The following is a 12,848-nucleotide window of genomic DNA, read 5'->3' as shown; positions in this document are numbered from 1 at the left end:
TAGCCACGGAACAGCCGCGTGTCGTTCGACCACAACGCATTTTAACAACCAACTAATATCACTGAGTTGTATGCGCCAGTTCGACCAGTTCAGCGACGTTGGCGAAGCGGAGGTGACGCGTGCAATCGGACAGGAGTGGTCAGACGAGTTCCTCGAGTTCTCCGATACCGAGGTCGTCGTCGTCGGCGGCGGTCCTTCGGGGCTGATGGCCGCGAAGGAGCTGTCCGAGCGCGGCGTCGAGACGATGGTCGTCGAGAAGAACAACTACCTCGGCGGGGGGTTCTGGCTCGGCGGCTTCCTGATGAACAAGGTGACGGTCCGTGACCCTGCCCAGGAGATTCTCGCGGACCTCGACGTGGCCCACAAGCCGGCCGAAGACACCGAGGGACTGTACCTCGCGAACGGTCCGGAGGCCTGTTCCGGCCTCATCAAGGCCGCCTGTGACGCCGGCGCGAAGATGCAGAACATGACCGAGTTCACCGACATCGTCGTCCGTGAGAACCACCGAGTGGGCGGCATCGTGATGAACTGGACACCGGTCCACGCACTCCCCCGCGAGATAACCTGCGTCGACCCCATCGCCGTCGAGGCCGACCTCGTCATCGACGCCACTGGGCACGACGCGATGGTCGTGAAGAAACTCGACGAGCGTGGCGTCCTGGAGGGCCCTGGAATCGACGCGGGCGACACCGGCATGGACGCGACGGACGGCGACACCTACGGCGCGCCGGGACACGACTCGCCCGGCCACGACTCGATGTGGGTCGGCGAGAGCGAGGACGCCGTCGTCGAGGAGACCGGGCTCGTCCACGACGGACTGGTCGCGACCGGGATGGCGACGGCCACGGCGCACGGCCTCCCACGGATGGGACCGACGTTCGGCGCCATGCTCGTCTCGGGCAAGAAGGCAGCCCAGGTGGCGCTCGACGAACTCGCGGTCGACGCCGACCCGGTCGAGCTCACGTCCCGAACGACGGCCGTCGCGGACGACTGACGCCGTCTCCAGGTCGTCGGGGCGACGCCTCGAATAGTCCGGATATTCCTGTATAGTCAGTAATAGCACCATTATACAAACAATTAACTGTTAGTTTCCCAACTAAGTAGACGATTAAGGACAAATGTCGAACAAAATCTCGAATACCACAACGTCGGTCCAGGTCGAGGACGCGTCGGCGACCGACCTCGAAGTGTCCCTCTGGACCCGTCGTCCGGTGTGTGGCCCCCGGACGACCGTCATCGACCGGCTGAGCAGTCTTCGCACGAACGGCGTCCTGAGCGATTTCACCGTAACGACCTGGCCCGACGAGATCACCATCAGCGAGCGCAACCGCCAGAGCGAACTGCTGGAGACCGTCGAGCGGTTCGAAGCGTGGGCGGCCGACCACGGCCTGAGCCTCCGCCCTCCGTTCGAGACGCGGACGGCCTCGCTCCTGGTCGGGAAGAGCGAGGAGGTGCTGACGACGCCGATGATGCTGGTGGCCGCCTACGAGGACGGCGACCTCGTGGGAGTCTACCCCTGTAGCGACGAGGAGCGGACGTGGACGATTCCGGAGTTCCTGGACACCCTGGAGGCGGACTACGACGATTCGACGTCGCTTGCGGGTGCCGCGTCGTCACTGCCAGTGGGCGAACTCGAGACCAGCTGAGGCGGCTACGTGACCCGTCCGGAGACCAGGCCCAGGAACCCGCCGGCGAACGTCTCGTAGCGACGAGCGACGGTTCGCTCGGTGAGTCGCTCGCGGGCGGCCGCGACCCGCTGTTCGAAGGCGCTGGCGTGTGACCGCCGCGAGAGTCGTGTCCCCGGCGCGGAGAGCCTGACGAACCCCTCGAAGGCGACGTTCAGCGGTGCAGCGAGCGTGCGGTCGCTTCGCTGGAAGTTCAGCAGCGCGACGCGGCCGCCGGGTCGGACGCAGTCACACCAGGCGTCCACTGCGGCCGCGGGGTCGGGGAAGATGCCGGCGACGAACGTCGAGAGGACAGCGTCGGCATCGGAAACGGGAGGCCTGACGGCGTCGGCCTGGACCCAGTCCACCGTCTCGCCGACGCGCCGAGGGTGTTCGCGTGCGCGGAGCAGCATCTCGCGGGTGACGTCGAGCCCGACGACGCGCCCGGCCGGACCGACGCGCTCGCTGAGAGCCGGTACGTTCGCGCCAGTCCCACAGCCCATCTCGACGACGGTGTCGCCGGCGTCGACGTCGAGCGCGTCGGCCGCGCGCTCGCGCCACGACCCGACGCCCGGGGCGCTGGCCAGGCGGTCGTAGACGGCCGCCCACCGTCCGTAGAACGCCTGGGTGCTGGTCACAGGACGTCCCGCGTCCACGCGGCGACGGTCGGCGCGTCCGCGCCGAGCAGGTAGACGACCGGTTCGATACCCATCCCACCGGTCTGATAGAGCACGTCAGTGTCGGGATGGTCGGCCAGCGCCGCCGCGACGGCCGCCTCCAGGTCGGCTTCGGCGTCGAACTCGACGGTCTCGTGGCCCGCCGCCTCTAAGGCCGCCACGATGTCCGGGTCGTACCTGACGTTGAGCGCCGCGCGCGCGCCGCTGTCTGCCGCCCGGGCGGCGAGGACGAGCGTCGCGACGTGCTCGCTCACCCCGAACTCCGGGTCGCCCGGAATCGTGGCGCGCCCCTTCACGTCCAGAATCCGGCCCGGGACGGCCGCCACGTCGTCGATAGAGTCGCCGCCGGGGAGCACCTCGACGAGGTTCGACCCGACCGCGGGGATGAGCGAGGCGAACCCGCTGGTGTTCTCGAGGACGGAGAGCCCCCGCCGGACCGACGACAGCGTCCGCTCCGCGGCGCGCAGTTCAGAGTTCGGGTCGTGGACCGCGAACCCGGTGTCGTACTCGGCCAGTTCCGGGACCGCCTCCTCGTGGAGCGTCGCCAGCACGCCGCCCTGTTCGAGTTCACGGATGAACACCTCCGTCTCGACGAGCGCCTGGACGGGCGTCATCTCGCCGCTCACGAGGCCGTCGGCGAGGCGGTCGACCAGGTCGGTCAGGCCGCGGTGGTCGAGCAGCGCCGGGTTGCGCTCGACGTCGCCGTGGACGTACTTCGAGACCGCGCTCTGACTGATACCCAGCAGTTCCGCGACCTCCGACTGGGTCAACCCGCGCTCCCGGAGCGCGTCGGCGAGCAGCGACCGGAACGTCGGGAGGAAGTCGTCGACGACGAGCTCCTCGATGAAGCGCATCCTACTGGTCGCCTCCGAACAATTCGTTTCTCGCCGACGCTGGAGCGACCCGCGCGTCGCTCATTGGTCGCCTCCGAACTCACTCGTTCGCAGCCGAGACACGAACACGGAGCCGCTGGCTCCGGTTTTCATTGGTCGCCTCCGAACTCTCTATCGCCTTGTATCTTGCTCGCCTGCGGCCCCCGCTGGCCCTGGTACTTCGAGCCCCGCTCCTCGCCGTACGGGCGGTCGGCGGGCGTCTTCAGCTCGGTGAAGGTGAGCTGGGAGATGCGCATCCCCGGCGTCAGCGCGACGGGTGCCGTCCCCAGGTTCGACAGTTCGAGGGTTATCTGGCCCTCGTAACCCGGGTCACAGAGGCCCGCGGTGGCGTGGACGACGATGGCCAGGCGGCCCAGCGACGAGCGTCCCTCGACGTGGGCGATGAGGTCGTCGGGAATCTCGACGCGTTCGTACGTCGTCCCCAGCACGAAGTCACCGGGGTGGAGGATGTACTCCCCACCCTCGTCGACTTCTGTCTCGTCGACGTACTCTCCCACCTCGGCCTCGGAGTTGGGGTGGATACACGGGATGTTGGCGTGCTGGAACTCCAGGAACTGGCTGCCGAGTCGGAGGTCGACGCTGGCGGGCTGAATCTGGATGTCGGGGTCGTCGAGGGGTTCGACGACGAGGTCGCCCCCCTCGAGACGGCGGAGGATATCTGCGTCCGAGAGTATCATTACCCGAGGTAGCGCCACGCGGTACCTAAAACATCCGGCCTCGGTTCGACGACGGTATCGCTTCAAACCCGTTTTAACTGTCGGGTAGCCCTATTTGAATCCCCTGTCCAGCTCCACGTGTATGCGGCCAAGCCGCCCATCCCCTCCAACGAACGACCAGTCGTATCGGACAGCTGACCACCGACGGCGGGAGGTGTGTCGATGAACAGCCACCAGGTCGCCGTCGTCGCGGGTCTGGGGCTCGTGGCACTGGTGCTTGCCGGTGCCGCTGTCGGCGTTCCGCTCGTCACCGGTGACGTAGCCGACCAGCCAGCGGCCGGCGAGGCGTCGAACGGGACGACGATCGAGCCTACTGGCGAGTCGCTCGTCCTCGAAGCCACCGCGAACGAGACCATCCGTGGCAGGACCGACGCCGCGGCGGGCGCCGACCTGACGGTCCATGTCAAGAGTACCGACAGCGAATCGCCGTTCCTCTACACTGAGTCGGCGAGCGTCCATGAGAACGGGACGTTCGCGACGACCTTCGACCTCCGCAGTGTCGAGGAGAACGCCACCGCCACCGTCGTCGTTCGGAACGACACGGGCGTCCTGGCGAACCGCACCGCCCGGATAGACGCCTCCGTCAGCGAGGAACCGACCCCCGAACCCACGCGGGAACCGGGGACGCACCTCAGCCACGAGGGCGACCGGCTCACCGTCGATGCGGCCCCTAACCAGACGATTCGTGGGACCACTGACGTCGGGGCCGGCAGCGAACTGACGGTCCGGGTCCGCAGCACCGACTCGGCCAACCCCTTCCTGCGACAGCAGTCCGCAGTCGTCCGGGACGACGGGACGTTCGCGGTGACGATGGACTTCGGGTCGGTCGAGACGGGCACCACCTTCGATATCTCGGTCCGCCACGACGGGACGACACTCACCGAGGTGTCGGGCGAAGTCGTCTGAGCGCCGGTCACCCGATAGGGTGACTGGGAGAGTCCAGCCCCTCCGTCCTCGGGAGGACCATACCGACGGCGGAAGTACCCTATGGTACGTGCAAGCAGGCCGGTGCTCCGACGGGGCCTTAAGTCCGGGCCTCTATCTGCGGGGTATGAAGCAGGCCATCGTCGCACGGGCCGACATCGGCATGGGCGAGGGGAAACTCGCCGCCCAGGTCGCACACGCGTCCCTGTCGGCCTACGAGGACACCGGTCGGAAGGCTCGCAGTGCCTGGAAGGGCGAGGGCCAGAAGAAGGTCGTCCTCAAGGCGACGAGCGAGTCCGAGCTGTTCGAACTCGCCGACCGCGCGGAGCGCGAGGGCCTGCCCAATGCGATCGTCAGGGACGCCGGCCACACGCAACTGGAGCCGGGAACGGTCACGGCGCTCGCCGTCGGCCCCGCCGAAGACGACCTCGTCGACCGGGTCACCGGCGACCTCTCGCTGTACTGACGGCGAGAATTGCCAGTTGAGGTGCGGATATATACGTAAAGCCCTAACCTCGGGTGAACACACAACACAATGCAAGGAAACGAACAACAGGCGTACGACCGCGGGATAACCATCTTCTCCCCGGACGGCCGCCTCTATCAGGTCGAGTACGCCCGTGAAGCCGTCAAGCGCGGCACACCGAGCGTCGGCATCCGAACGGCTGACGGTGTGGTACTGGCGGCGGACCGGCACGCCCGGTCGCCGCTCATCGAACGGGACAGCATCGAGAAGATCCACGAGATCGACGACCACGTCGGCGTCGCGAGCGCCGGCCACGTCGCCGACGCCCGGCAGCTCATCGACGTCGCGCGACGCCAGGCTCAGGTCAACCGCCTGCGATACGACGAGCCGGCGTCCGTCGAGGCGCTGACGAAGGAAGTCACCGACTACATCCAGCAGTACACCCAGACCGGCGGCGCCCGTCCGTTCGGGGTGGCCCTGCTGGTCGCCGGCATCGAGAACGGCGAACCGCGCCTCTTCGAGACGGACCCCTCCGGGACGCCCTACGAGTGGCAGGCCGTCGCCATCGGCGGGTCGCGCGAGGACATCCAGACGTTCCTCGAAGACGAGTACAAAGAGGAGATGGACCTCGAAGCGGGCATCGAGCTCGCGCTGCGTGCGCTGGCCTCGATCAACGAGGACGGGCTCGACGCGACGGGCGTCGACATCGCGACCATCGACGTCGAGAGCGAGCAGTTCAGCACGCTCCCCGAAGACGAGGTCACGGACCGCCTCGCCGAGTTCGAACTCGGAGGTGAGGAGTGATGTACGACCCCGACGACCGACTGACCGACGCCTACGAGCCCGAGGTCGGGTCCATCCCGGCTGACGAGGGGACCGAGGACGACGAGACCGTCGTCAAGACGGGGACGACCACCGTCGGTATCAGCACCGAGGACGGCGTCGTCGTCGCGACGGACCGTCGTGCCTCGCTGGGCGGCCGCTTCGTCTCGAACAAGCACGTCACGAAGGTCGAGCAGATTCACCCCAACGCGGCGATGACGCTCGTGGGCAGCGTCGGCGGCGCCCAGTCGTTCATCCGCTCGATGCGCGCCGAGGCGAACCTCTACGAGGTGCGCCGCGACGAGACCATCTCCATCCACGGCCTGGCGACGCTCGCCGGGAACTTCGCCCGCGGCGGCCCGTACTTCGCCATCAACCCCATCATCGGCGGCGTCGATGACGAGGGCAGTCACGTCTACAGCATCGACCCCGCCGGGGGCGTCCTGCAGGACGACTACACCGTCACCGGCTCCGGGACGATGGTGGCCACTGGGACCATCGAGGGCGAGTACGACCCCGAGATGAGCATCGAGGACGCCCGCGCGCTCGCGATTCGCGCGGTCAACGCGGCCGCCGAGCGCGACACCGGGTCGGGCAACGGTATCGTCATCGCCGAGATCACGACCGACGGCGTGTCGATAGACAAGTTCGACGACTACGCGTCGGCCGCCTGACGCCCCCGGGGCGTGGCCGACCCCCCACTTCCGGTACGTGCAACTTTCGTACCAGTCGATATGTTGATGCTATTGTACAGCGTAGTAGCGGTCGTGTTAGACCTGAAGGGGTACATCGGTGGCGCGCTGGGTAGACAGGAAGCGGCTGCGGAGGAGATAGCGGTACCGCCGTCGGTGCCGCGAGCGCGGCTGTACGAGTGTTCCGAGTGCAACACGGTGTTCATCGAGTCGAAGCGTGTGCGCTGTTCGAAATGCCGGTCCGGGACGCTGACGCTCCTCGAATAGGCGGACTGCACGAGGTGGGATAGACGGGGCACGGACGGTTCGAAGCCGACGCTCACGGGGTGTGTTTCTACGTCGAAAGAAATGAACGGGGAGCGGTGTCGCCGTCCGTCGCTCGGTCGGTGCCGCGTTAGCTCGACGAGATGACGTCGTCGATGCGCACGATCATCGTCGCCGCCTCGGTGGCGGACTCGATGGCCTCGTGCTTGACCGCGGCGGGGTCGAGGATACCGTACTCGACGGGGTCGCCGATGATGCCGGTCTGGCCTTCGCTGATGACGCCGGCGATGCCCTCACTCTCGTGGCGGGCGCGCAGGTCGACGAGCGCGTCGATGGCGTCGAGGCCGGTGTTCTCGGCGAGGGTCCGGGGCAGCACGTCGACCGCGTCGGCGAACGCTTCGACGGCGAGCTGCTTGCGACCCTCGATGGACGCGGACTCCGAGCGGATGTGGTCCGCGATGGCGATCTCGGTCGCGCCGGCACCGGGGACGACGCCGCCGGCGTCGAGCGCGGCGACGGTGACGCCCAGCGCGTCCTCGAGCGCGCGCTCGATCTCGTCGACGACGTGGTCAGTAGAGCCGCGAGCGAAGATAGTGACGGCCTCGGCGGTCGCACCGCCCGAGATGATGGTCGACTCCTCGTCACCGTGCTTCTGGACGGTGACGCTCTCAGCGTGGCCGAGCGCGTCCTCGGTCAGGTCCTCGAGGGAGCCGACGCGCTTGGCGCCGGTCGTGTTGACGACCTGTCGGGTCTGCTTCTTGTGGAGACCCTCTTCGACCAGGACGCCGGCCTTCGCGAGGCTGGAGGCGACGCGGTCGGAGACGTCCTCCGTGGTGAAGACGACGTCCGCGCCGGCGTCGACGATAGCCTGCGCGTAGCCCTGCAGCTCCTGTTCCTCGGCGTCGAGCGCGGCGTTCAGGTCGTCGACGCTGGTGACGTTGTACTCGGCGTCGATGTTGCTCTCGCGGACGTCGAGTTCCATGTCCAGGACCGCGATTGAAGCGTCCTCGACGGACCGGGGCATGTTGTCGTGGACCGGCGTCTCGTCGAGGATGACGCCCTCGACGAGCTCCGTCGCCGAGGAGGCCGCACCCGTCTGGGTGTGGATCTCGATGTTGTCGCGGTCGACGCCGTCGTCGGTCCGGGCGTGGCTGACGGCCTCGACGACGACTTCGGCGAGGCGGTGGGCCTCGACGTCGCCGGTGCCCTTGCCGGTCATGGCGGACTCGGCGACCTCGACCAGCGTGTCGTCGTCGAGGTCGACGTCGAGGAGAACCCCGTCGATGGCCTCGTTTGCGAGCTGGGCCGCCGTGTGGTACCCCTCGACGATGGTCGTCGGGTGGACGTCGTCGTCGAGCAGGTCCTCCGCTTTCGCGAGCAGCTGGCCCGCGAGCACGGACGCCGTCGTCGTCCCGTCGCCGACCTCGTCCTCCTGGGTCTCGGCGACCTCGACGATCATCTGCGCCGCGGGGTGCTCGATGTCCATCTCCGAGAGGATGGTCGCGCCGTCGTTCGTGATGACGACGTCGCCGCTGTCGGAGACGAGCATCTTGTCCATCCCGCGGGGACCGAGCGTGGTCCGTACCGATTCGCTCACGGCTTTGCCGGCCGAGATGTTCGACGACTGTGCGTCCTTCCCGTGTGTACGCTGGGCGTCCTCGTTAAGGATGAAAAGAGGCTGGCCGCCCATGCGTCGCTGGCCAGATGACATGTGTGTGTAACCTCACCTAAATCATCGTAAGCGGTTCTATATAAACCTTTCCGAACGGGGGAGCCAACCCCGCCCCGCCGTCTGCCAGACCGGACCGGGTACACAGTTCGAAGCGGCATGGGAAAGTCGAGGGCGGTTCGGACGGTGGCAGGACGACGGTCGGAGCGTACACGGCTCGTTTCGCAGCGACGCGCCGAGACTGTCCGAGGGATTAATACAGGGAAGGGACCACTGTCGGATAGATGCTGGAGCTGGAGCACGGGTTTCGCGTGGTCGACGTCCACGCGCGGCTCGAACCGGACGCGGAACGGCGCCCGAGAGACGGCGTCGGTGACCCCGAGCAGCTCGAACGCGAGATGCACCAGGCGGGGGTCGTCAGAGCGGTCGTCTACCCGGGGGCTCGCGACGGCTCGTACCTGAAGGCGAACAACGGCGTCGCCCGGATGACCGTCGGCCGGCCGATGGTGGCGTTCGCGCGCATCAACGGGACGCTGGGCCTGGAGACCGGCCCGGGGACGACGCTCCGGAACCTGACGAGCCGTCGGAGCGAGGCCCACACCTCGCCGGGCGACATCGAGCAGTACGCCTACGACGACCGGTTCTACGGGTTCACACTCGACCCGTCTGCCGACGGGTTGCCCGACGAGGACGTGCTCGCGGAACTCGAATCGGTGTCCCTGCCGGTCCTCGTCCACGGTGGCGAGGCGTTCCCCCCGGACCGGGTGGCCGAAGAGCTGCTCGGCTACGACTTCCCCGTCGTCCTCGCGCACTTCGGTGGCCACCCGCTCCGGCGCGACCTGATGGACGAGGCCATCGACCTGCTGGACACGCACAACCAGCTGTACCTGGACACGAGCGCCGTCCGCTACCGCGCGCAACTCGAGCGCGCGGTGCTCGAACACCCCGATCGCGTCCTCTTCGGGAGCGGGTCGCCGGCGGTCCACCCGAACGTCGCGGTGATGGAGATTCTGACCCTCGACGTACCCGAGGACGCGATGAAGAAGGTGTTCTCGAACAACCCCGGGCGCGTCGTCGACGAGCTCGCGCCCTGACTACCGCCAGTCGTACACCGCCACGGCGCGGTCGGCCCGCTTGGACCGGCCGTTGGGGTTCCGGCGACTGGAGCGGTCCCGGACGCGGGCGGCGACCCCGTCCTGTCCGCCGGTTCTGAGGCCCTCGAGGACGTCCCGCCCGTTGCTGAACCACTCCGAAGGGGCCGCATCGCCACGAGCGACGTCTTTCATCGCCGACAGGGCGTCGCTGACCGCGTGGCTCCCGATGCGCCACGCGATCGTCGGCCGGACGCCGTAGTTCTTCACCAGCCGGTAAGAGAGCGAGCGGTACTTCCACCGCCAGTCCGTCTCCATCATCCCGCCGTCCGCCTCGAACTCGCGGCTGACGCTCATGTCGGTATCCCAGGTGACGTCGTAGCCCGTCCCCGCCAGCCGGTGGGCGAAGTCCCGGGCGCCGCCCACGTCGAGGTACTCGTCGAAGCCGTCGAGCGTGGTCAGGACGTCCGTCTCGATGGCGACGTTCCCGGGATTGAAGTACGTCACCGTCCGGCCGACGATGGACCGGGACTCCTTCGTCTCGGTGGTCATTCCGGCGCGCAGCTGGTGGTGGGTCGGCCCGGTCACCACGTTACAGGCCCCGTCGAACGCGTCGCGGATCGCGCCGAACCAGCCGTCCTCGACCGACAGCCCCTGGTTCACCAGCGCGACGACGTCGCCCGTCGCCCGGTCGATGCCGGCGTTGCGGGCGACGTTGACCGACCGGTCGGCGATTTCGACCAGCACCGAGACGTCGTCCCGGTCCTGAACCATCCCGGTCGTCCCGTCGGCCGAGGGGCCGTTGACGACGATGACCTCCGCCGACGGCACGTGCTCGGCGAGCGCGTCCAGACACCCGGCCAGCTCCTCGCGGCCGTTGAGGGTCGGGACGACTACCGAGAGCTCCATAGTTCTCGATACTCTCCCGGAACCGCATAAAACTCGCGGGCCGACTTCGCCCGGTCAGACGTGGGTGTTCCAGTAGGAGACAGACGCGAGCGACTTGCCGAGCGGGGTCCCGCCGATGGCGGTGTCCAGCGAGCGCAGGGAGGCCGCCAGTTCGTTGGGAATCTTCCGGTAGAAGCCGTACGGCAGGACCCAGTCGTGGTCCTCGTCGACCAGTTCCAGCCCCGCCCCGTCCAGGAGGCGGTCGACCTCCCAGCGCGAGTAGAGCCGCGAGCCCATCGGGAGCGCCCAGTTGTACAGCGAGCGCGTCGAGAAGCGGTTGAACGTGTCGAAGACGACCTGTTCTTTCGCCACCCGGCGCATCTCCGCGAGGAACGCCGCGGGGGTGTCCGCGAGGTGGAAGAAGCGCATCGCGATGACGGTGTCGAAGTGGTCGTCGGGGAACGGGAGGCGGGCGGCGTCGCCGCGCATGAACTCGACGTGGTCGGCCACGCCGGCGGCCCGTGCCTTCTCCCGGCCCTGCTGGAGCATCGGTCCGGAGATGTCCAGGCCAGTGATGTCCGCGCCGCGTTCGGCGAGCATGACGGTGAACCGGCCGGTACCGCAGGCGACCTCGAGCACGCTCTTGTCCTCGACGGGACTGATGGCGTCGAGCACGGCCGCTTTCTCCCGGCGGTCGATGAGCCGTCCACCACGGGAGAACCGCTTGGCTTCGTACTCTTCGGCCACCGTGTCGGCCTGGTACCACTCCTGCCCTTTCACGCTTCGACTGTCGCTTCCGGGGGGATAAAACGATACTGGAATCCGAGTTCGCACCCCTGCCGCGGACCGCTCGCGGAGTGAAGGGGCCCCGAATCGTCCGAACGCACGGAAATATAAGGTGACATTAAACACATCAAGGAATCCGTATTGTTTGGTCATACATATAGCCAAGATTTACCAACTGTGTAGGGGTATCAGTAAATATGAGTACTACAGTAGATGACGCAAGGACGACGCCGTTCGCCGAAGCGGACTTCCGTGACCGCCTCCGTGAACTCCCGCCGAGCGCGAAGCTCGTCGCGAAAGTGCTGGAGGACGAGGCACCGCTGTCCCAGGGGCAGCTGGCCGAAGCGTCGCTGCTGCCGGACCGCACGGTCCGCTACGCACTGAACCGCCTCCAGGAGACCGACCTCGTCGACTCGCGGTACAGTTACACCGACGCGCGCAAGCAGGTGTACTACCTGACGGCCTGAACCGCTTACCCGTCTGATTCTTCCCCCTCGGCCGCCTGTGTCTGCTCGATGGACGCGACGAGAGTCGACACCACCGTGTCGACGGAAGCACCGACCGGGCAGACGGCCGCGTACGTCATCGGGTCGACCGAGGCGCTACTCGTCGACCCGGCGGCCCGAACCGACAGTCTGGACGCGGCGCTCGACGGACGGACCGTCGCGCACGTCGCCGTCACGCACCACCACCCCGACCACGTCGGTGCGGTCGCACAGTACGCTGAAACACACGACGCGACCGTCTGGGCACGCCAGGGTCGGACGCGGGAGTTCGAGCGAGCGACCGGCGTCGCTCCGGACCGGACGTTCTCGGCGGCGACGACGATTCGAACCGGCGACGGCGCGGTGAGCGTGGTCGAGACGCCCGGCCACGCGCCGGAGCACGTCGCGTTCGCAGCCGGTGACACCGTGGTGAGCGGCGACCTCGCCGTCGCAGAGGGGAGCGTCGTCGTCGGTGCCCCGGAGGGCGACCTGCGGGCGTATCTGACCTCGCTCCGCCGGCTGCACGCACTCGACCCGGCGCGACTCGCCCCGAGCCACGGCCCGCCCATCGAGTCGCCCCGGGCGACCTGCCGGCGACTGGTCGCCCATCGGCTCGACAGGGAACAGCGTGTCCGCGAGGCCGTCGCCTCGGGTGCGGAGATGCCCGACGAGATTCTCACGGCGGCCTACGAGAAGGACCTCACCGGCGTCCGGGCGCTCGCCCGGGCGACAGTCGTCGCCCACCTCGAGAAGCTCGCCGTCGAGGGGACCGTCCGATGGGACGGCGAGCGAGCCACGCCAGTGTGAAGCC

General features: G+C 67.8%; 16 protein-coding genes. 10 read left to right on the top strand and 6 right to left on the bottom strand.

All coding sequences use genetic code 11. From position 1 onward, the window contains the following. Positions 1–70 precede the first annotated feature (70 nt). Entirely contained in the window at positions 71–994 is a 924-nt protein-coding gene (locus P1L41_RS08135; RefSeq protein WP_276298359.1) for a thiazole biosynthesis protein, read from the top strand. 124 nt (positions 995–1,118) lie between these two features. Next, positions 1,119–1,646 carry an HTH domain-containing protein gene (locus P1L41_RS08130; protein WP_276298358.1) on the top strand — a complete coding sequence of 176 codons (528 nt, stop codon included), beginning with the start codon at positions 1,119–1,121 and terminating at the stop codon, positions 1,644–1,646. A 5-nt stretch (positions 1,647–1,651) separates the two neighbouring features. Here P1L41_RS08130 and P1L41_RS08125 read toward each other — a convergent pair whose 3' ends face one another. The 3 genes from P1L41_RS08125 to dcd all read right to left on the bottom strand — a co-directional run bounded on the left by P1L41_RS08125 (position 1,652) and on the right by dcd (position 3,911). Continuing rightward, positions 1,652–2,302: a class I SAM-dependent methyltransferase gene (locus tag P1L41_RS08125; protein ID WP_276298357.1), complete on the bottom strand. Its 651-nt coding sequence runs from the start codon at positions 2,300–2,302 to the stop codon at positions 1,652–1,654. After that, positions 2,299–3,195 carry a thiamine-phosphate synthase family protein gene (locus P1L41_RS08120; protein WP_276298356.1) on the bottom strand — a complete coding sequence of 299 codons (897 nt, stop codon included), beginning with the start codon at positions 3,193–3,195 and terminating at the stop codon, positions 2,299–2,301. The genes P1L41_RS08125 and P1L41_RS08120 overlap by 4 nt, the downstream gene beginning before the upstream one ends. 128 nt (positions 3,196–3,323) lie before the next feature. After that, the gene (gene dcd, locus P1L41_RS08115; protein ID WP_276298355.1) at positions 3,324–3,911 is read right to left on the bottom strand and encodes a dCTP deaminase; all 588 of its coding nucleotides are present in this window, start codon (positions 3,909–3,911) and stop codon (positions 3,324–3,326) included. 201 nt (positions 3,912–4,112) lie between these two features. Here dcd and P1L41_RS08110 point away from each other — a divergent pair, with 201 nt between their 5' ends. The 5 genes from P1L41_RS08110 (at position 4,113) to P1L41_RS08090 (ending at position 7,121) form a co-directional block, all read left to right on the top strand. Then, positions 4,113–4,856, top strand: a complete 744-nt coding sequence (locus tag P1L41_RS08110; protein ID WP_276298354.1) for a BGTF surface domain-containing protein — start codon at positions 4,113–4,115, stop codon at positions 4,854–4,856. Positions 4,857–5,001: 145 nt separating this feature from the next. After that, positions 5,002–5,340 (top strand): peptidyl-tRNA hydrolase Pth2, encoded by a 339-nt coding sequence (gene pth2, locus P1L41_RS08105; RefSeq protein ID WP_276298353.1) that lies wholly within the window; start codon positions 5,002–5,004, stop codon positions 5,338–5,340. A gap of 69 nt (positions 5,341–5,409) precedes the next feature. Beyond that, positions 5,410–6,144 (top strand): archaeal proteasome endopeptidase complex subunit alpha, encoded by a 735-nt coding sequence (gene psmA / locus P1L41_RS08100; protein WP_276298352.1) that lies wholly within the window; start codon positions 5,410–5,412, stop codon positions 6,142–6,144. Beyond that, a complete protein-coding gene (psmB, locus tag P1L41_RS08095; protein WP_276298351.1) occupies positions 6,144–6,836 on the top strand; it encodes an archaeal proteasome endopeptidase complex subunit beta in 693 nt (230 codons plus the stop codon). The genes psmA and psmB overlap by 1 nt, the downstream gene beginning before the upstream one ends. Positions 6,837–6,929: 93 nt before the next feature. Further along, the gene (locus tag P1L41_RS08090; RefSeq protein ID WP_276298350.1) at positions 6,930–7,121 is read left to right on the top strand and encodes a SprT family zinc-dependent metalloprotease; all 192 of its coding nucleotides are present in this window, start codon (positions 6,930–6,932) and stop codon (positions 7,119–7,121) included. A gap of 127 nt (positions 7,122–7,248) precedes the next feature. On the opposite strand, the gene thsA is transcribed toward P1L41_RS08090, so the two are convergent. Beyond that, positions 7,249–8,808 carry a thermosome subunit alpha gene (thsA, locus tag P1L41_RS08085; protein WP_276298450.1) on the bottom strand — a complete coding sequence of 520 codons (1,560 nt, stop codon included), beginning with the start codon at positions 8,806–8,808 and terminating at the stop codon, positions 7,249–7,251. 263 nt (positions 8,809–9,071) lie between these two features. Here thsA and P1L41_RS08080 point away from each other — a divergent pair, with 263 nt between their 5' ends. Then, a complete protein-coding gene (locus P1L41_RS08080) occupies positions 9,072–9,881 on the top strand; it encodes an amidohydrolase family protein (RefSeq protein ID WP_276298349.1) in 810 nt (269 codons plus the stop codon). On the opposite strand, the gene P1L41_RS08075 is transcribed toward P1L41_RS08080, so the two are convergent. Continuing rightward, positions 9,882–10,787: a glycosyltransferase family 2 protein gene (locus P1L41_RS08075; protein WP_276298348.1), complete on the bottom strand. Its 906-nt coding sequence runs from the start codon at positions 10,785–10,787 to the stop codon at positions 9,882–9,884. A 54-nt stretch (positions 10,788–10,841) separates the two neighbouring features. Continuing rightward, a complete protein-coding gene (locus P1L41_RS08070; RefSeq protein WP_276298347.1) occupies positions 10,842–11,546 on the bottom strand; it encodes a class I SAM-dependent methyltransferase in 705 nt (234 codons plus the stop codon). Between the two features lie 203 nt (positions 11,547–11,749). On the opposite strand from P1L41_RS08070, the gene P1L41_RS08065 reads away from it, so the two are divergent. Both P1L41_RS08065 and P1L41_RS08060 read left to right on the top strand, forming a co-directional pair. Continuing rightward, a complete protein-coding gene (locus P1L41_RS08065; RefSeq protein ID WP_276298346.1) occupies positions 11,750–12,019 on the top strand; it encodes a MarR family transcriptional regulator in 270 nt (89 codons plus the stop codon). 48 nt (positions 12,020–12,067) lie between these two features. Continuing rightward, on the top strand, positions 12,068–12,844 hold the full coding sequence (locus P1L41_RS08060) for an MBL fold metallo-hydrolase (protein WP_276298345.1): 777 nt from the start codon (positions 12,068–12,070) through the stop codon (positions 12,842–12,844). Positions 12,845–12,848: the final 4 nt, after the last annotated feature.

It is taken from the genome of Haloarcula ordinaria (assembly GCF_029338275.1).
GTDB classification, from domain to species: Archaea; Halobacteriota; Halobacteria; order Halobacteriales; family Haloarculaceae; genus Haloarcula; species Haloarcula ordinaria.
This window is presented reverse-complemented; position numbering and strand designations above follow the sequence as displayed.

Excerpts from the sequence above, each read along its gene's own strand:
- P1L41_RS08135 (WP_276298359.1), top strand. The coding sequence starts at position 71 with ATGCGCCAGTTCGACCAGTTCAGCGACGTTGGCGAAGCGGAGGTGACG.
- P1L41_RS08130 (WP_276298358.1), top strand. The coding sequence starts at position 1,119 with ATGTCGAACAAAATCTCGAATACCACAACGTCGGTCCAGGTCGAGGAC.
- P1L41_RS08120 (WP_276298356.1), bottom strand. The coding sequence starts at position 3,195 with ATGCGCTTCATCGAGGAGCTCGTCGTCGACGACTTCCTCCCGACGTTC.
- dcd (WP_276298355.1), bottom strand. The coding sequence starts at position 3,911 with ATGATACTCTCGGACGCAGATATCCTCCGCCGTCTCGAGGGGGGCGAC.
- P1L41_RS08110 (WP_276298354.1), top strand. The coding sequence starts at position 4,113 with ATGAACAGCCACCAGGTCGCCGTCGTCGCGGGTCTGGGGCTCGTGGCA.
- pth2 (WP_276298353.1), top strand. The coding sequence starts at position 5,002 with ATGAAGCAGGCCATCGTCGCACGGGCCGACATCGGCATGGGCGAGGGG.
- psmA (WP_276298352.1), top strand. The coding sequence starts at position 5,410 with ATGCAAGGAAACGAACAACAGGCGTACGACCGCGGGATAACCATCTTC.
- psmB (WP_276298351.1), top strand. The coding sequence starts at position 6,144 with ATGTACGACCCCGACGACCGACTGACCGACGCCTACGAGCCCGAGGTC.
- thsA (WP_276298450.1), bottom strand. The coding sequence starts at position 8,808 with ATGGGCGGCCAGCCTCTTTTCATCCTTAACGAGGACGCCCAGCGTACA.
- P1L41_RS08080 (WP_276298349.1), top strand. The coding sequence starts at position 9,072 with ATGCTGGAGCTGGAGCACGGGTTTCGCGTGGTCGACGTCCACGCGCGG.
- P1L41_RS08075 (WP_276298348.1), bottom strand. The coding sequence starts at position 10,787 with ATGGAGCTCTCGGTAGTCGTCCCGACCCTCAACGGCCGCGAGGAGCTG.
- P1L41_RS08065 (WP_276298346.1), top strand. The coding sequence starts at position 11,750 with ATGAGTACTACAGTAGATGACGCAAGGACGACGCCGTTCGCCGAAGCG.
- P1L41_RS08060 (WP_276298345.1), top strand. The coding sequence starts at position 12,068 with ATGGACGCGACGAGAGTCGACACCACCGTGTCGACGGAAGCACCGACC.